Source organism: Solilutibacter pythonis (genome assembly GCF_003697345.1).
Lineage (GTDB): Bacteria > Pseudomonadota > Gammaproteobacteria > Xanthomonadales > Xanthomonadaceae > Solilutibacter > Solilutibacter pythonis.
This window is the reverse complement of record NZ_RFLY01000027.1, coordinates 1-16675: the sequence shown is the minus strand read 5'-3', so window position 1 is coordinate 16675 and position 16675 is coordinate 1. Positions and strand designations below refer to the sequence as shown.

The 16675-nt window shown below is 62.2% G+C and carries 18 protein-coding genes and 1 pseudogene; 11 read left to right on the top strand and 8 right to left on the bottom strand.

Translation table 11 applies throughout. The features are described from left to right. From EBB59_RS13930 to EBB59_RS12815, 3 genes are all read left to right on the top strand, one after another. Nucleotides 1–549 (top strand): hypothetical protein (locus EBB59_RS13930; RefSeq protein ID WP_122102545.1); only part of this gene is annotated, 549 nt, incomplete at its 5' end. After that, nucleotides 546–1859, top strand: a complete 1314-nt coding sequence (locus EBB59_RS12820) for an XVIPCD domain-containing protein (RefSeq protein ID WP_147455598.1) — start codon at nt 546–548, stop codon at nt 1857–1859. The genes EBB59_RS13930 and EBB59_RS12820, both read left to right, overlap by 4 nt. A gap of 138 nt (nt 1860–1997) precedes the next feature. After that, a complete protein-coding gene (locus EBB59_RS12815; RefSeq protein WP_147455597.1) occupies nt 1998–2657 on the top strand; it encodes a hypothetical protein in 660 nt (219 codons plus the stop codon). A gap of 16 nt (nt 2658–2673) precedes the next feature. On the opposite strand, the pseudogene EBB59_RS12810 reads toward EBB59_RS12815, so the two are convergent. Together EBB59_RS12810 and prmC are read right to left on the bottom strand one after the other, a co-directional pair. Then, nucleotides 2674–3158, bottom strand: a pseudogene (locus EBB59_RS12810) (transposase); the annotation flags it as partial. A 344-nt stretch (nt 3159–3502) separates the two neighbouring features. Beyond that, nucleotides 3503–4321 carry a peptide chain release factor N(5)-glutamine methyltransferase gene (gene prmC, locus EBB59_RS12805; protein WP_281273252.1) on the bottom strand — a complete coding sequence of 273 codons (819 nt, stop codon included), beginning with the start codon at nt 4319–4321 and terminating at the stop codon, nt 3503–3505. Nucleotides 4322–4727: 406 nt separating this feature from the next. Here prmC and ahpC point away from each other — a divergent pair, with 406 nt between their 5' ends. The 4 genes from ahpC (at nt 4728) to EBB59_RS12785 (ending at nt 8502) form a co-directional block, all read left to right on the top strand. Beyond that, complete coding sequence (gene ahpC / locus EBB59_RS12800; protein WP_122102541.1) at nt 4728–5291, top strand: alkyl hydroperoxide reductase subunit C; 564 nt, start codon at nt 4728–4730, stop codon at nt 5289–5291. Nucleotides 5292–5566: 275 nt separating this feature from the next. Continuing rightward, nucleotides 5567–7177 (top strand): alkyl hydroperoxide reductase subunit F, encoded by a 1611-nt coding sequence (gene ahpF / locus EBB59_RS12795; RefSeq protein WP_122102540.1) that lies wholly within the window; start codon nt 5567–5569, stop codon nt 7175–7177. Nucleotides 7178–7180: 3 nt separating this feature from the next. Then, on the top strand, nt 7181–7603 hold the full coding sequence (locus tag EBB59_RS12790; protein WP_122102539.1) for a hypothetical protein: 423 nt from the start codon (nt 7181–7183) through the stop codon (nt 7601–7603). Then, nucleotides 7600–8502, top strand: coding sequence for a LysR substrate-binding domain-containing protein (locus EBB59_RS12785; RefSeq protein ID WP_122102538.1), 903 nt, complete (start codon nt 7600–7602; stop codon nt 8500–8502). The genes EBB59_RS12790 and EBB59_RS12785 overlap by 4 nt, the downstream gene beginning before the upstream one ends. Before the next feature lie 74 nt (nt 8503–8576). Here EBB59_RS12785 and EBB59_RS12780 read toward each other — a convergent pair whose 3' ends face one another. After that, entirely contained in the window at nt 8577–9536 is a 960-nt protein-coding gene (locus EBB59_RS12780) for a DMT family transporter (RefSeq protein WP_122102537.1), read from the bottom strand. Then, the gene (locus tag EBB59_RS12775; protein WP_122102546.1) at nt 9533–9814 is read right to left on the bottom strand and encodes a putative signal transducing protein; all 282 of its coding nucleotides are present in this window, start codon (nt 9812–9814) and stop codon (nt 9533–9535) included. Before EBB59_RS12775 ends, EBB59_RS12780 begins: the two co-directional genes overlap by 4 nt. Before the next feature lie 68 nt (nt 9815–9882). Here EBB59_RS12775 and EBB59_RS12770 point away from each other — a divergent pair, with 68 nt between their 5' ends. The 4 genes from EBB59_RS12770 to rlmM are packed head-to-tail and all read left to right on the top strand — an operon-like array spanning nt 9883 to nt 13683. Beyond that, nucleotides 9883–11616 (top strand): glutamine--tRNA ligase/YqeY domain fusion protein, encoded by a 1734-nt coding sequence (locus EBB59_RS12770; RefSeq protein WP_122102536.1) that lies wholly within the window; start codon nt 9883–9885, stop codon nt 11614–11616. Nucleotides 11617–11658: 42 nt separating this feature from the next. After that, nucleotides 11659–12045 (top strand): hypothetical protein, encoded by a 387-nt coding sequence (locus EBB59_RS12765; protein WP_122102535.1) that lies wholly within the window; start codon nt 11659–11661, stop codon nt 12043–12045. Further along, nucleotides 12045–12614: a nucleoside deaminase gene (locus EBB59_RS12760; RefSeq protein WP_122102534.1), complete on the top strand. Its 570-nt coding sequence runs from the start codon at nt 12045–12047 to the stop codon at nt 12612–12614. The genes EBB59_RS12765 and EBB59_RS12760 overlap by 1 nt, the downstream gene beginning before the upstream one ends. Before the next feature lie 16 nt (nt 12615–12630). Continuing rightward, on the top strand, nt 12631–13683 hold the full coding sequence (rlmM, locus tag EBB59_RS12755; RefSeq protein ID WP_122102533.1) for a 23S rRNA (cytidine(2498)-2'-O)-methyltransferase RlmM: 1053 nt from the start codon (nt 12631–12633) through the stop codon (nt 13681–13683). A 143-nt stretch (nt 13684–13826) separates the two neighbouring features. Here rlmM and EBB59_RS12750 read toward each other — a convergent pair whose 3' ends face one another. The 4 genes from EBB59_RS12750 to EBB59_RS14105 form a co-directional block, all read right to left on the bottom strand. Beyond that, the gene (locus EBB59_RS12750; protein ID WP_122102532.1) at nt 13827–14234 is read right to left on the bottom strand and encodes a hypothetical protein; all 408 of its coding nucleotides are present in this window, start codon (nt 14232–14234) and stop codon (nt 13827–13829) included. A 286-nt stretch (nt 14235–14520) separates the two neighbouring features. Next, nucleotides 14521–14970, bottom strand: coding sequence for a hypothetical protein (locus tag EBB59_RS13585; RefSeq protein WP_147455596.1), 450 nt, complete (start codon nt 14968–14970; stop codon nt 14521–14523). Between the two features lie 613 nt (nt 14971–15583). Continuing rightward, a complete protein-coding gene (locus EBB59_RS13580) occupies nt 15584–16027 on the bottom strand; it encodes a hypothetical protein (RefSeq protein WP_211327756.1) in 444 nt (147 codons plus the stop codon). Continuing rightward, nucleotides 16011–16675, bottom strand: a 665-nt coding sequence (locus tag EBB59_RS14105; RefSeq protein ID WP_211327755.1) for an RHS repeat-associated core domain-containing protein, incomplete at its 5' end; no start/stop codon positions are given. The genes EBB59_RS14105 and EBB59_RS13580, both read right to left, overlap by 17 nt.

Genomic DNA, 16675 nt, shown 5'->3' with positions numbered 1-16675 from the left:
CCCGTCATCAAACCCTTCGACCTGCCGAAAGCCGGCAGCAAGGTCACGGCGGATTTCGAGCTGCCCAACGCCATGGACGGAGATCATCTACGGCCGGTCTGGGTCGGCTTCAGATTCAGCATACCGAAAACCAAGGACTACGCGCCTGGAGAGCAAGCTGCCTCACGGAAAAGGATGGACTATTTACGTTCGGAACCCATTCCGATCCGTATCCGGCTTTGGCGTGTCGAAGGGGGAGAGCGCATTCCGGTCGTGCTGCACGAGATGCACCAAACCATCCGGCCCAGCAAAGCATGGTACGAACCCCAGTCTGATGACGTATTCATGGTTCGTCGCGGCGCCGGCATGGACACCAAGGAAATGATTGCAATCGGCAAATTCGACTACCACAACAGAGCTTACCAGCCTTGGGAGTTGGCCCGGATCGCACCTCCCACGCCTGGTCGTTACCATATCGAAATGGAAAGCCTGGAAGATCACCCGATTCTGGCGCAACTTCCAATCGAAATGGTCATCACGCATTACCACATATGGGGGATCAAGCCATGAGCCACCGCTTTGATGACTGGCATCCACGCAACCCGGCTAAAGAGCCGGTCTACACCGTCACTGTCTATCTGGCTGCCCCCGGCACTCCTATCAAACAAGGAGAGGAGGAAACCCGCTCCCGCGCCGGGCATATGTACTACATGATCAGTGATGGCCGAACGAAAGATGGATATGGCTTTTCCCCCATCGAGAGTGGAGCCAGTGGCCCCGGCCACGTGGTGCTCGACGAGTACCAGGACTATCAAAACCCCGCCTACAGCCGCACCTTCCAAATCACCGCTGAGCAATACCAAAAGCTCAAGGAATATGGCGATACGGGTGTGGACGGCAAAGAAACCTACTTCAACCTAGAATACGGCGGCCTGCGCAACAGTTGCATCGATTTCACCTGGGGCGCGCTCAACCATGCCGGGCTGCATACCACCCGGCAATCGCTCCTCAACCGCACCCCGAGACCAGTGACGGATTTCGAAGGCGACGTGAAGGTGCTGGACAACAAGGAACACCTCCAGCGCATTCCCGCCCCTTTCCCCGACAGCAAGCTCAACCAGGAAACCGAAAACCCGCTGCCGGAGCGCGACTGGCTGCAACGGCAGCTCACCGAGAACCTGCCCGACCCGTATCCGCCGGATTTCCGCGACCCGGCCCATCCCGGTCATCTGCCATTCGCCACCGCGTTGTCCGCCGTGCGGCGGATGGAACGGGCCAACGGCATCGCACCTGGCCCGCACAGTGAAAAACTGGCCGGCGCGCTGGCGGTGAAGGCCGCGCAGGAAGACATCGATTTGGGCAACGCCCAACTGAGCCTGGAGGGCAATGGCCAGCTCGGGCTGCTTGGGCACGACGGCAGACGCCATGCGCTGGACACCCAACAGGCCATGCGCGACACCATGGAAGCGCACACCGCCGCCTGGAACCAGACGCAGGCCGGGTCCACAAACCCTTCCGGCCAGGCGCTCGCCAACCCACTGCTGGCCCGGCTGCCGGTCAACGACCGTCTGCTTTTCGAGCGCATCCGGGACGACTCGCCCGCCGATATCGACGATGCCCGGGTCATGCAGGCGATGTATCAGGCCAAGCAGAACGGTATCCGCCAACCGGAGCAGCTCGACCAGATCGTGTTCTCCGGCGACAAGCTGCTGATCCTCGGCAACACGCCCGGCTACCGCGCCACGATCGACACGGCCGAGCAAGCACCAGGCATGCAGGAAACGCTTGGGCGGAACGATGCACTGAACCGGCAACTGGCCCAGCAGCAGGACGCCGAGGCGCAATCGCGGCAGCAAGCCCATGCGATGCGGATGGGCTGAGGGTCGCCACTTATAACCTTCCACTTCCAGAGCATTTTATGAGATTTAGCCAGCGGCCTTAAATCAAATCGGCCTCTCTTAGTATTGCCTGCGCAACGGTGTAGGCTGCCCCAGCCCCACCCCACATGGAGCCCGCCCATGCGCGCACTGGGATTATCGATATTGATGATGAGTATGGCCACCTGCTCGCCGGTCAGCGAATCGGTCCAGCCACCGGCACCGGACGCCACCCACTATGGCGACGGCTTCCCGGTCATCAAACCCTTCGACCTGCCGAAAGCCGGCAGCAAGGTCACGGCGGATTTCGAGCTGCCCAACGCCATGGACGGAGATCATCTACGGCCGGTCTGGGTCGGCTTCAGATTCAGCATACCGATAACGAAGGACTATGCGCCCGGAGAGCAGGCTGCCTCGTTAAAACGGACAGACTATTTGTATGAATCCCCCATCCCGATCCGTATCCGGCTCTGGCGTATCGAAGGGGGAGAGCGCACTCCAGTCGTGCTGCACGAGATGCAACAAACCATCCGGCCCAGCAAGGCATGGTACGAACCTCACCCCGACGAGGTGTTCACTAAGCACAACGGCGCTGGCATGGACACCAAGGAAATGATTGCAATCGGTAAATTCGATTACCACAATCGAGCTTACGATTCCTGGGAAGTGGCAAGCATCTTCCCGCCCACGCCCGGCCGTTACCATATCGAAATGGAGAGCCTGGAGGACCATCCCATCCTGGCGAATCTTCCCTTTGAAATGGTCGTCACGCACTATCACCTATGGGGGATCAAGCAATGAGTAACCGTCTTGAAAGTCAAGCGCCATGAAGCGATTCGTCCCAAGGCTTGTTGGTGCGAACCATGGCGTTGATCACGGTCAGCAGCTTGCGCATGCGGGCGACCAAGGCCACCTTTTGCTGCTTGCCAGCGGCCAGCAGGCGTTCGTAGAAAGTCTTGAGTGTCTGGCAGCCGTGAGCGTGGCCATGTACGGCACGCGGCGGACCTCGAAGCGGCCGCCCTGGATACGCCGACGCCCTTTGGTATTGCCCGAGTCGTTGGCCATCGGGGCAACGCCGACCAGGGCCGCGATCTCGCGCCGATTGAGCTTGCCCAGTTCCGGCAGTTCGGCAATGAGAGTGGCACTGGCAATGGGGCCGATACCGCTGGTCGAGCGCAGCAGCTTGTCCAGTTCGCCGTAGTGCGCTTTGACATGTCCGACCATTTGCGCCTCGACGTCGTCGAGCTGCTGGCGGATGGCGTCGATCATGGCCTGGATGCTATCGATGCCAACAACTGTCAATGAGGAAACAGACATGATCTTCAGATCCCTTGCTTGTGCATGCGCGCCCGGACAAACCGGGGCGCGTCACCGTTCGGGCTTCACGAAGACCGGCGCGGCGGCCGTGCGCCATCTACTCATAGACGGGCGCACAGTCCCAAGCCAAAACCAGGCTGCACGGGCCGGTCCGCTCGCCTCAACGACTCCCAAACTCTACCGCGGCGGTCTGGTATGAAACATACAAGCCAATACGCTCTTCGACACCAAACACGCGGCCGATGCCCCTCCACGCACACCATCGAACAACGTTTTCTCTGACCTTTTGACCCCTGCCCCCTGATCCCCTGCCCCCTGGCATATAACCGCTAATACCGGCGTCCCAGCGTCACCCGGTCGCGCTGTTCAAGGTCGCGCATGGTGTCGATGTCGCCGAAGCCGGCGGCGGCAAACAGCGCCCGCACCGCTTCGCCCTGGTGCCAGCCATGCTCCACCAGCAGCCACCCGCCGGCGGCGAGATGCGCCGGCGCTTCGCGGACGATGACGCGCAGATCGTCCAGCCCGTCCACGCCGGCCGCCAGCGCGGATGCCGGCTCGAAACGCAGGTCACCCTCGCCCAGATGCGGGTCTCCGGCCTCGATGTAGGGCGGATTGCTGACGATGAGATCGAAACGTTCGCCGATCAACGGCGCGAACCATGCGCCCCGGCGGAATTCGATGTTGAGGATGCGCTGGGTTCGCGCGTTTTCGACGGCCACCTCCAGCGCCCCGGCACTGGAATCGGTGGCGACGATCCGCGCGCGCGGACGCTCCACCGCCAACGCCAGCCCGATCGCCCCGCTGCCGGTGCCAAGATCGGCAATGCGCGCATCGGCCTCGGCGGCGATGCGCTCAAGCGCCAGTTCCACCAGGCATTCGGTCTCCGGGCGTGGAATCAACGTCGCGGGCGTGACGGCCAACTCGAGCGTCCAGAACCCTCGCCGGCCAGTGAGGTAAGCCACCGGCTCGCCGGCCGCCCGCCGTTGCGCCAATGCGGTGAAAGCCGCCGCCTGTGGCGCCGCCATGTCGTCCTCGCCATGCGCGAACAGCCAGCCACGCGATTTACCCAGCACATGCAGCAGCAGATGCTCGGCGTCCTCGCGGCCGATCCGCGCGGCGGCGGCTTGCAGACGGTCAGCGACCCGCATCCTCATCGCCGCCTGCCGCCAAGGTATGACACGCCGCGCCGGCACGGGCGCACTCGCCCGCCGGTTTCCGCTTCATCACCCGCACCACCCGCACCTTCGCGCCCCACTTCCCACCCGCCAGACGATTACCGGGCCGGAAGTATGGCCTCAAAAGCCCCGGAACGCCCCGCCCCCGATCCGGGTACGAACCGTGGCATGGCCGGCGGGGGGACCGACACCCTGCCGGAAATGACCCGAGTAACGCGCTCCACCTCGCCTGGACGCAGTGCGTCTGGCAATCATATCAATAGGTAAAGATAATTGAACGAATCACAACTATCGATTTGCAATATCAATTGATCGCTTCTAACCTGCCTGTCACTGGGTGGCGCGACCATCCACACCCCCAACCACCAAGGAGCGATTCATGTCCCTTATCAATACCGAAGTCCAGCCGTTCAAGGCCCAGGCTTTCAAGAACGGCGATTTCATCAGCGTCACCGAGGCCGACCTGAAGGGCAAATGGTCCGTGCTGATCTTCATGCCGGCCGCCTTCACCTTCAACTGCCCGACCGAGATCGAAGACGCCGCCGAGCATTACGGCGAATTCGAGAAGGCCGGCGCGCAGGTGTTCATCGTCACCACCGACACCCATTTCTCGCACAAGGTCTGGCACGAGACCTCCCCGGCGGTCGGCAAGGCCAAGTTCGCCCTGATCGGCGACCCCACCCACGCGCTGTCCAAGGCGTTCGACGTGCTCATCCCGGAAGAAGGTCTGGCGCTGCGCGGCACCTTCATCATCAACCCGGAAGGCGTGATCAAGACGATGGAAGTGCACGACAACAGCATCGCCCGTGACGTCACCGAAACCGTGCGCAAGTTGCAGGCCGCCCAGTACGTGGCCAACCACGATGGCGAAGTCTGCCCGGCCAAGTGGAAGGAGGGCCAGAAGACCCTGAAGCCTTCGCTCGACTTGGTCGGCAAGATCTGATTTCGTCCGCCGCGCGCGCGGCCCCCTTGCCAGGGCGCTTGCCCTGAAGGCATCTGGGCTGAAGCCCGGGCTTCTCCCCGCACCGCCTTGGGCAGCGCTTCGTTCGCGGCGCCGAAATCCACCAAGCCCCTCTCCCCTTCACCGGGGAGAGGGTTGGGAAGAAGGCAGGATGCGTCCACGCCCTGTCTTTTTTCCAGCCCTCTCTCGTCGCTTCCCGTGCCACCGGCGCGATGGCAACGCCTACCCGTTTTCCGGCTTTCGATAAGGAACCCCTCATGCTCGACACCGAACTGAAAACCCAACTCACCGCCTACCTGGAACGCCTGCAAGCGCCATTGACGCTGGTCGCCACGCTGGACCAGAGCGAGGCCAGCCACGAGATGCGCGCACTGCTTGGCGACATCGTCGAAGCCGGCGCCGGCCGCATCTCGCTGAAGGATGCCGGCGATGCCGACATCGAGCCAGGTAGCCGCATCCCCAGCTTCCGCATCACCCGCGAGGACGCCGACCTCGGCGTCAGCTTCGCCGGCCTGCCGCTCGGCCACGAATTCACCTCGCTGGTGCTGGCGCTGCTGCACGTCGGCGGCTACCCGCCGAAGCTGGACGATGACCTCGTCACCCAGATCAAGTCGCTCGAAGGCGCGGGCGGCGAGAGCGAATTCCGGTTCGAGACGTTCTTCTCGCAGTCCTGCCAGAGTTGCCCGGAGGTGGTGCAGGCGCTGAACACGATGGCCGCGCTCAATCCGCGCATTCGCCACAACGCGGTCGATGGCGCCGCCTTCGCCGACGAAATGCAGGCGCGCGGCGTGATGGCGGTGCCGACCGTGCTGCTCAATGGCCAGCCCTTCGGCGCGGGGCGCATGGGCATTGCCGAGATCATCGCCAAGCTCGACACCGGCGCGGCGGAAAAGGCCGCGCGGGCGATCGACGACAAAGCGCCGTTCGACGTGTTGGTGGTCGGCGGCGGTCCGGCCGGCGCGGCCGCGGCGATCTATTCCGCGCGCAAGGGTATCCGCACCGGCGTGCTGGCCGAGCGCTTCGGCGGCCAGGTGCTGGACACGCTGGCGATCGAGAACTTCGTCTCGGTCAGCCACACCGAAGGGCCCAAGCTGGCCGCGGCGCTGGAAAACCACGTTGGCGATTACGATGTGGACGTGATGAACCTGCAACGCGCCGAGAAGCTGGAGCCGGTCGAAGGCGGTTTCCGCATCACCACCGCCAGCGGCGCCAGCGTGCAGACCAAATCGCTGATTCTTTCCACCGGCGCGCGCTGGCGGCGGATGAACGTGCCCGGCGAAGAGCAGTACCTCGCCAAGGGTGTGGCGTTCTGTCCGCACTGCGATGGGCCTCTGTTCAAGGGCAAGCGGGTGGCGGTGATCGGCGGCGGCAATTCCGGCGTGGAGGCGGCGATCGACCTGGCCGGCATCGTCGGCCACGTCACGCTGATCGAGTTCGATGCCAAGTTGCGCGCCGACGAGGTGCTGCAAGCCAAGCTGAAGAGCCTGCCGAACGTGCGCATCATCACTTCGGCGCTGACCACCGAGGTGCTGGGCGATGGCGGCAAGGTCACGGGCCTGGCCTACCAGGATCGCGTCCACGGCGAAAAACACGCGCTGGCGCTTGAAGGCATCTTCGTCCAGATCGGCCTGCTGCCGAACACCGAATGGCTGAAGGACAGCGGCATCGAACTCAGTCCACGCGGCGAGATCGTGATCGACGAACGGGGCGCCACTTCGCTGCCCGGGGTGTTCGCCGCCGGCGACGCCACCACGGTGCCGTACAAGCAGATCATCATCGCGATGGGCGCGGGCGCCACCGCTTCGCTTTCCGCCTTCGATCACCTGATCCGCAGCTCGGCCCCAGCCGAGCAGACCAAGGCGGCCTGAGCGATGGCCGCCGCGGCGTTCGCCAGCCAAGGTATCGATCGCGCGGTCTTCCGCGTGGCCGATCCGGCACGCGCGGAAACCTTGCACCGCGCGGCATCGGGCGGCGAAATGGCGCGGCAACGCGGCGGCCTTGGCGCATTGCGCCCGCGCGATGGCGCTTGGGCAATCGGGCTGGCCGCCATCGATGGCCGGCCCGGGCAACACGGCGGTGCGGCGGCCAGCCCGGGGGGCCGCCACCGCGCCCATCTCCGGCCGCGCATCGAGCCGGCCAACGATCTGACGATCCACGCCCGCGCCACTCGTGCCGCCCACGGCATCGCGCACGCGGCGCTGTCTCCCGCAACCACGGCGCACAGGGCGGATGGCCCTTCGCCATACGACGGCATCGATGGCGACGCCCTCGAACCCAAGAGGGCTTCCACATGAACCTACGTGATCTCAAATATCTGGTGGCGCTGGCCGACCACCGCCATTTCGGCAAAGCGGCCGAGGCATGCTTCGTCAGCCAGCCCACGCTTTCCACCCAGATCAAGAAGCTGGAGGATGAACTGGGCGTCCTGCTGTTCGAGCGCGCGCCGCGCAAAGTGATGCTGACGCCGATCGGCCGCGAGGTGGTGGCGCGGGCGCATACGATCATGGCCGAGGTGGACTCGATGCGCGACCTCACCCGCCGCGGGCAGGACCCGGAATCCGGCACGCTGCGCCTCGGCGCCTTCCCCACCCTGGCGCCTTATTTCCTGCCGCACGCGGTACCGGCCTTGCAGGCGCGCTTCCCCCGCCTCGAACTGCTGCTGGTGGAGGAAAAGAGCGACTCGCTGATCACGCAACTGCGCGAGGGCCGGATCGATGCCGCTCTGCTGGCGCTACCGGTACACGACGACCAACTGCACGCCGAGACGCTGTTCGACGAACCCTTCGTGCTGGCCGTGTCGGAAAGCCACCCTTTCGCGCCGCACAATGCAGTGACGCTGGCCGACCTGGATCGCCATAGCCTGCTGCTGCTGGAAGACGGGCACTGTCTGCGCGATCAGGCGTTGAACGTCTGCCGCCTCTCCGGCGCCCAGGAAAAGAGCGGCTTCCGCGCCACCAGCCTGGAAACGCTGCGGCAGATGGTGGCGGCCGGCGCCGGCATCACCCTGCTGCCGACACTGGCGGTGCGCCCGCCGATCGCCCAGCCCGAACACCTCCGCCTGCTGCCGTTCTCCGACGAAGTGCCGACCCGCCGCATCGCGCTGGTCTGGCGCCGCAGCTCGACCATGGCCCCCTTGCTCGGAGACATCGCGATCACGCTGCGGCAACTGGCGTCAGAACTACTTCCCGGCTGAGTCGCCCGGGTGCGCGCTGCCTGTGCCGGCCGGCCGCGCCTTTCGCCGGCCCTGTCGCGGGGCCACGGCCGGGGTCAATCATCGTTCGCCTGGGTGGCGCCCGGTTTCCAACCCTTCGCCGGCTGCAACCGCGTCTTCAACCCGGCGACGAAGATGCCGGCCAGGGTCACGCCCAGCCCCGCCCATTGGCGCGGATTGGTGGGGTGATCGAGCAGGATCACGTCCAACAGGTAGGCGACCATCGGCTGGAACAGCAGCAACAGCCCGACCATGCCGACCGAAAGCACCGCGATCGAGCGCGAGATCAATATCCAACTCAGACAATGGCCGATGCCCGCCAGTGTCAGCAGGATGGCGAACGACCGCCACGAGGGAATGGCGAACGAAGCCCCCTCGGCCACACCCATCAAGCCCAGGAAAAAAGCGGAACCAAACGACGCCAGGCACAGCACCTGTTCCACCGGCGCGCGCTTGGCGCCCAGCGCGGCCTCGGCCTGGGAACGCTTGATGCCGATGTTGTAAGCGGCATAGGCGATGCCGGTGGCCAGTCCCAGCCACACGCCCCAGCGATATTCCTCGGGCAGCGTGGCCCAATCGCCCCCCAGCAGCAGCCACAGGCCGAAGAATGCCAGCCCCACACCGAAAACGAAACGCGGGGTCAGCCGTTCGCCGAAGAACATCACGCCGGCCAGCGCCATGAAGAACACCTGTGCGTTCGCCAGCAGGGTGGAAAGCCCGGGGCCGACGATCAGGATGCTGCGATGCCACATCCACAGATCGGCGGCGAAGGCCACCGAGGGCAGCGCGATCCACAGCCATGCCTTCCGCGAAAGCGGCTGCCAGCCATGCCGGAAGTGCACCAAGAGCGCCAGCAATATCCCGGACAGGAACATCCGCCAGAACGCCGAGACCGTCGGTGGCGTATCGGCGAAGCGCACCATCAACCCGTTGGTGCCGATGATCGCCGCGCCGACGAGCAACTGCGCGAAAGCCAGCCGGCGCGCAGCGGCGTCGGCGGCGGGCGGCGGACTCATGCGCGCAACCAGCCTTCGCCCGGGGCGTCGTCGTCGTCCCCGTCCCGATCATCGGCGGGCTCGATACCGGTCTCCATCGGCAGCGCGGCGACCAGCGCGCGCGCCGCCTCCAAACATTCATCCGGCACCCGCACCTCGATGAACGCGCCAGCCAGCAGTTCGCCCATCCCGCCGATCAGATGCTCGCCGAACACGAAGGCGGGGATGCCGGCATCCTCCAGCGCATGCTTGACCAGATGGGCATTGATCGGATGGATCGCGTGATAGACCGTGCGCATCGCCGCAGCCTGCATGGGGCCGGCCAGCATAGCGGTAAACTGGCGCGAGTTTTCGCCCATTCCGCCCCATGACCGACACCTCCGCCGCCGCGCCCGAACGCACCGACTTCATCCGCAACATCGTCCGCGAGGACTTGGCCCGCGGCAAGCACGGCCACGTCAAGACCCGCTTCCCGCCCGAACCCAACGGCTACCTGCACCTCGGCCACGTGCGCGCCATCCATACCGATTTCGGCATCGCCGAGGAATTCGGCGGCGTCTGCAACCTGCGCCTGGACGACACCAACCCGGCCAGGGAAGATCCCGAATACGTGCGGGCGATCCAGGAGGACGTGCGCTGGCTCGGCTTCGACTGGCACGAGCTGCGCCACGCCTCCGACTATTTCGGCGTCTACCACCTGGCCGCCGAGCAGCTCATCAAGGACGGTATGGCCTTCGTCTGCGACCTCTCCGCCGATGAAGTGCGCGCCACCCGCGGCACCTTGACCGAGCCAGGCACCCCCTCGCCCTACCGCGACCGCCCGGTGGAGGAAAACCTCGACCTGTTCCGCCGCATGCGCGCGGGCGAATTCGCCGATGGCGCGCGCACGCTGCGGGCGAAGATCGACATGGCCTCGCCCAACATGAACCTGCGCGATCCGGCGATCTACCGAATCAAACACGTCGAACACCAGAACACCGGCAACCAATGGCCGATCTACCCGATGTACGACTACGCCCACGCGCTCGGCGACGCCATCGAGGGCATCACCCATTCGCTGTGCACGCTGGAGTTCGAGGACCACCGTCCGCTCTACGACTGGTGCGTGGACAACGTGCGGCTGCACGAGCGGCCCGAACTGCTCGCCCCGCTGGCCGCGAAGGGCCTGCCGAACGAAGCCGCCAAGCCGCGCCAGATCGAGTTCTCCCGGCTCAACCTCGACTACACCGTGATGTCCAAGCGCAAGCTGATGGCCCTGGTGAACGAAGGTTTGGTGGATGGCTGGGACGACCCGCGGATGCCCACCTTGCAGGGCATCCGCCGCCGCGGCTACACGCCCGAGGCGCTCAAGCTGTTCGTCTCGCGGCTGGGCCTGTCCAAGCAGAATTCGCTGATCGACTACACGGTGCTGGAAAACACCCTGCGCGAAGACCTGGACGCACGCGCGCCGCGACGGATGGCGGTGCTCGACCCACTGAAATTCGTGCTGACCAACCTGCCCGAAAACCACCGCGAAACCCTTCGCTTCGGCAACCACCCCAAGGACGAATCGATGGGCAGCCGCGAAATCGGCTTTTCCGGCACGATCTGGATCGACCGCGAGGATTTCGCCGACATCCCGCCCAAGGGCTGGAAACGGCTGGTGCCGGGCGGCGAAGTGCGCCTGCGCGGCGCCGGCATCGTGCGTTGCGACGAAGTGGTGAAGGACGACACCGGCCGGGTCGTGGAACTGCGTGGCTGGCTGGACCCGGAATCGCGCCCCGGCATGGAAGGCGCCAACCGCAAGGTCAAAGGCACGATCCACTGGGTCGACGCCGCCACCGGCGTACCCGCCGAATTCCGCCTCTACGACCGCCTGTTCACCGTGCCGAATCCGGATGACGACAGCGAAGGCAAGACCTATCGCGATTACCTCAACCCGGCCTCCCGCACGGTGGTGAACGGCTTCGTCGAAGCCGCCGCCGCCGATGCCGCCCAGGAGCAATCCTTCCAGTTCGAGCGCACCGGCTATTTCATCGCCGACCGCCGCGATCACACGGCTTCACGCCCGGTTTTCAATCGCGCCGTCACCCTGCGCGATACCTGGACGCAGAAAGCCTAGCCCTCGCACTTCAGGAACCGTCATCCCCCACGGAGTTCCACCATGCGACGTTTCGCCATCCTCTTGATCCTGTTGTTTCAGCCCCTCCTCGCCGCCTGCGCCCCGCAACCGCCGGCCAGGGCCGAGCCACCCGCCGCCGCCCGGCAGAACCCGCTCGACCGCCCGCCGCCGCGCACCGTGCTGGGCGCGCCGGCCAAGCCCGACACCCATTGCAAGACCGATGCCGATTGCACCGTGAAGAACGTCGGCAACTGCTGTGGCTACTACCCGGCCTGCGTCAGCGTCACGGCCAAGGTCGATCCGGAGGCCGTCGCCGAACAATGCCGCAAGACCGGCAAGGCCGGCGCCTGCGGCTTCCCCGAGATCAGCGCCTGCACCTGCGCGCAGGGCCAGTGCAAGGCCGCCAGCAACCTCATTGGCGGCCCCTGATGCTGCCATTGCAACTGCATCTGACCTTGCCGGTCTGGGTTCACGATTTTTCCTTCGATAGCGCCTATCCTGGCGATGAAACGAAAGTGGCGCTGGCCATCGAACTGTCGCGCCGAAACGTCGAGGCCGGCAGCGGCGGCCCGTTCGGCGCCGCGGTGTTCGGCCCGGACGATCGATTGATCGCCATCGGCGTCAACCGCGTGCTGCCGCAGAGCTGCTCGGTGGCGCACGCCGAGACGATGGCCTTCATGCTGGCCCAGCAACGGTTGCAACGCGCCCGTCTCAACGAGAACGACGACGGCACCCGCCACGGCCCAATGACACTGGCCACTTCCTCGCAACCTTGTTGTCAATGCTACGGCGCGACGATTTGGGCCGGCATCGACCGCCTGTTGATCGGCGCACGCAGCGAGGATGTCGAAGCCCTGACCGAATTCGACGAAGGCCCGCTGCCCACCGACTGGATCGGCGAGCTGCGAACACGCGGCATGGAAGTCGCCCGCGACCTCCACCGCGATGCCGCGTGCGCGGTGCTGCGCGACTACGGCAATCGCGGCGAGGCGTATTGATGCGGGCACAGCGCGCGTGAGCGGATGGCTCTGCTGGTGCCGCGCCGGCTTCGAACCCGATCTCGCCGCCGAACTGGTCGAACGCGCCGCCCAAGCCGGTTTCGCCGGCCATGCCCGCACCGAACGCGGCAGTGGCCATGTGGTTTTCCATGCCGACGACCCCGCCGGCCTCGATGCCGCCCCGCCCTGGCGCGACCTCGTGTTCGCGCGGCAGAAACTGCGCATCCTGGCCGAATTGCGCGGCCTGCCCACCCGCGACCGCATCGCGCCGATGCTCGCCACCCTGCATGCGACGGCCGGCGAACACTTTGGTGGCCTGGTCGTCGAACACCCGGATTCCGACACCGGCAAACCCCTGGCCGGCCTCGCCCGCAGCTTCGGCAATGCCCTGCGCCCGGCCCTGCGCAAAGCCGGACTGTTGAGCGCGCAAGACGACGCCCGCCTGCCACGGCTGCACGTCGGCTTCGTCGCCGGCGATCATGCCTTTCTCGCCCGCGCCGATCCCGCCGACAGTTCGCCGTGGCCACTCGGCATTCCCCGCCTGCGAATGCACCCGGACGCCCCCTCGCGCAGCGCGCTGAAACTGGAGGAAGCCCTCTTCGTCCTGCTCGATGCCGGCCAGCGCGAACACCTGCTCCGCCCCGGCATGCGCGCGGCCGACCTCGGCGCCGCCCCCGGCGGCTGGACCTGGGTACTGACCCGCCACGGCCTGCACGTCACCGCCATCGACAACGGCCCACTGCGCCCGCACGTGCTCGATACCGGACAAGTGACGCATCTGCGCGCGGATGGCTTCGGCTGGCACCCCGCCGAACCGCTCGACTGGATGGTCTGCGACATGGTGGAACAACCGGCGCGTGTCGCCGCACGGATGGCCGAATGGTTCGCCCGCGGCTGGTGCCGGCAAGCGCTGTTCAACCTCAAACTGCCGATGAAAAAGCGCTGGCTGGAAACGCAACGGTGCCTGGAACTCTTCGAACGCCAAGCGCAAACCCCGTTGAACATCCGCGCCCGGCAGCTTTACCACGACCGCGAGGAAATTACTGTGTTCGCCACAAAGATACGGTAATGCAGAGTCGTGGCAAAACGCTATTCGGTCTATTTTTCATCGATATTGCACCCATCTGACCGCAACTGCTCGAAAGATCTCATTGCTATAAATATCAACACTACAAATCGGAATCGGCCTGAACGAATTGTCAGGCAGCAAGCCTACGGAATCATCTCTAGCGTAATCGCGGGCTCCGCACTAAGAATGGCCCACAAGTCCGCATCCAACCTCGAAAGCGCGGCGCTTGTGTCAGGCTTGCCGAAGAGACGCTTGATGAATGGAATCTCCACGACAGAAAAACAGTGCCAAGTGATTTCGCCATTGGTTGGATCATCCGCCACTGAATCCTCAGCATAACCGCAGCCGACCCATAACAAAAAAGGATCACGGGAAAGCATAAGGCAATAGCCCCAGTCCTCGGTAATGATCGGCTCGACGTTGTAACCACGCCACTCAAGCTTTTTCTTAAGCCAAGCAGCAAGCTGCCGCCCGCAACTGCCAGGATTGACCTCCCCATCCCTTCCCGGCTCAACCAGGAACAAACTTGAGGTGAACCAGTACCCGTCCATTCCGCCTAACACCTTAGTTGAATCAGGCTGCCACGCAGCAATAACAGGGTTAACACCTGAATTTGAAAGCCACACTCATAAATAAATCTGGCCAGGGCCGTGGCATTGCCGCCCGTGCCCACGTTGCCGTTGCCGCATACTTGGCAATCCGGCGGCATGCCTTCTTCCGGCCCGGGGTCGTCGGTATTGAGGGAGTAGCCCCCGCCCATTACCTTTTATATGGCGCATAAGAAATATTTTCCTTGAATTGTGCGAAAGGAAAAACAGCTAAGAGATTTTTGGAAAGTCAATTTACTCGCAAAATCACATTCCCAGAATGATCTCTATCTAAAAAATAATTGCTGTTATTATTTTTGATAGCATCAATAGCCGCCAACAAGTCGCCCTTCGTCTGTTGATGTGAAGTTTTATCGAAAACAATCCTCAACGCACTCAAAGAGTTCAAATTTAAGGAGTAAGCCAATAACATGCAAGCCCTATACCTGACCGGATATGATTTATCAATCAACGCTTCAATTCCGAGATCAACGGCCACTTGAGAGTATCTTGCATATCTAATTGAATTATATACACAAGATGCCCTTTGCCCCTTTTTTTTAGAATTCCTATATTTCTCCAAAAGAAGCGCAGGAAGCCCCTCCCCTAATGCCCGCAACTTTTTTATTGCATCATATTCATCGTCAAATCCAGACCCATCAAGCCTATCAAGCAACCAGTTGATATCATCACGCTTCATAAAATTAATTACAATATATTTGATTCAAATTTTCATCCAAACCATTAACCGCCCAGGTCGCATCAATATCCAGTTCAAAACTCTCACATCTCAAAACCCATGTGACAGGAAGAAAGCTCCAGTTCTTGAAGCGTGCATTCATCTTGGCTTCTTTATCACACGCCACCATTACTCAGCACCATGCGCTGCTTAAGTTAAACAAGATTTTTTACATATCCTTGTCCTCCCAATCAGCAATAACCCCATTAATCAGAAGAGCAACAGCAACTACCCCACTAGCAAACCAAAAATTTATCTTAAAAAGATAACTAATAACCACCCCGACAACAGCAACTATTAAAAGCCACACCCCGGAATAAAATAGCCATCTCATCTCTAGCACCCACAAGTTAACTGACCACCCCCACTACCTATGGCCAAATTAGCGCCTATTTCCAGGAGAGCGCACCGAAAATATCCAAAAGAGAATACCCCCTATCAAACCATGGGCCGACACCTGACAACCCTAAAGAGATGGAAGACCCACCTCCACTCCAAGAGAAAAGATGTAAAAAACTAGAGACACCAATGAAAATATCCAAAAAATATATATACAGTGTAATAATTTTTTCTCTCACATAGAAGCCACCCTTCTTCGTGACTTTTCAAGCCACTGCCGTGAGAAATATTCCAATGCAAACTGCAAATCCGTATGACTTCCATCATCCCACAAATAACGCCACCAAGGAGTTATATAGGTTATAGAGGCACTACCTAGCAAATCAGAGATCATCAGTTTCGAAATAAAAAATCCTTTTTTGTGGGCCAGCCTAAATCCTTCATCTCTTATCCTAAAAACGCGATCTCCTATGCTTATGTACTCCTCATCATCTTCAAAGAAGATAGCTCGCTTGGCGCCAGATATCACACATTCATTGTCAATCAACCAACCACTAGCATGAGAACTTTCCAGGGGACCCGCTAGTAATCCAGAATCAGGATTAAATGAGAACACGGGCTGTCGCAAGGTATTGGTTGGCGAAAATCTCCTCACTAATATTTCAGTTGCTGCATCCACAGCCACCTCCAATCTGACTAGCTCTTTGTACTGTTGCACCCGTACCTGCGCCAACAATTCCAACTGTCCATGGAACGCTTGTTCTTCCAGCGCCAGAAATAATTTGTGCTTCTGTCTTCCCTGCTGCGACAAGCCCTTTGTAAGTCACCGAGTGCCAGTTACGTAGCACATTCGCAAGTGGCCCTCTGTAGTAATCCTTCAGGGCATTTCTTGCCGCCACGGATGCCTCAGCAGACAGTCCCGCACTCGAGATGCGCTTTGATTGCACTACATAGCCGATACGTCCTGCTGGCACCGCAAGCCCATGCACAGCACCAACACCTTGACCTCCTGAGTAGGCACTCGAACAACGATCAACTGCGCCGTTCGTGCCCATTTGCTCTCGCACCCAACTAGTTCCACCAAACGTCAAGGAATCCCCCCAACCAGCGGCAAAATCCACAACACCCTGATTGATCGGATCACCCCATCGCCACAGCCCATAGGGATCGGTATACATCAGTGGGTTGCCATTGACATAAGCATAAACAGTTCGCCCTGACGTGGGTCGTCGTACCCAGCGGCGTTTTTCCTTGATGCGGCAAGGGCTTAGCTGTGCTGCGGCCATTGAGGCGGGTTCCCCGGTTCGCAAAATTTCCTTGAGGCGAC

Coding starts and splice junctions, on each gene's coding strand:
- EBB59_RS12775 (WP_122102546.1), bottom strand. CDS start 9,814: ATGCGCACGGTCTATCACGCGATCCATCCGATCAATGCCCATCTGGTC.
- EBB59_RS12770 (WP_122102536.1), top strand. CDS start 9,883: ATGACCGACACCTCCGCCGCCGCGCCCGAACGCACCGACTTCATCCGC.
- EBB59_RS12760 (WP_122102534.1), top strand. CDS start 12,045: ATGCTGCCATTGCAACTGCATCTGACCTTGCCGGTCTGGGTTCACGAT.
- ahpC (WP_122102541.1), top strand. CDS start 4,728: ATGTCCCTTATCAATACCGAAGTCCAGCCGTTCAAGGCCCAGGCTTTC.
- prmC (WP_281273252.1), bottom strand. CDS start 4,321: ATGCGGGTCGCTGACCGTCTGCAAGCCGCCGCCGCGCGGATCGGCCGC.
- EBB59_RS12815 (WP_147455597.1), top strand. CDS start 1,998: ATGCGCGCACTGGGATTATCGATATTGATGATGAGTATGGCCACCTGC.
- EBB59_RS12780 (WP_122102537.1), bottom strand. CDS start 9,536: ATGAGTCCGCCGCCCGCCGCCGACGCCGCTGCGCGCCGGCTGGCTTTC.
- EBB59_RS12785 (WP_122102538.1), top strand. CDS start 7,600: ATGAACCTACGTGATCTCAAATATCTGGTGGCGCTGGCCGACCACCGC.
- EBB59_RS12790 (WP_122102539.1), top strand. CDS start 7,181: ATGGCCGCCGCGGCGTTCGCCAGCCAAGGTATCGATCGCGCGGTCTTC.
- ahpF (WP_122102540.1), top strand. CDS start 5,567: ATGCTCGACACCGAACTGAAAACCCAACTCACCGCCTACCTGGAACGC.
- EBB59_RS12750 (WP_122102532.1), bottom strand. CDS start 14,234: ATGGACGGGTACTGGTTCACCTCAAGTTTGTTCCTGGTTGAGCCGGGA.
- EBB59_RS13585 (WP_147455596.1), bottom strand. CDS start 14,970: ATGAAGCGTGATGATATCAACTGGTTGCTTGATAGGCTTGATGGGTCT.
- EBB59_RS12820 (WP_147455598.1), top strand. CDS start 546: ATGAGCCACCGCTTTGATGACTGGCATCCACGCAACCCGGCTAAAGAG.
- EBB59_RS12765 (WP_122102535.1), top strand. CDS start 11,659: ATGCGACGTTTCGCCATCCTCTTGATCCTGTTGTTTCAGCCCCTCCTC.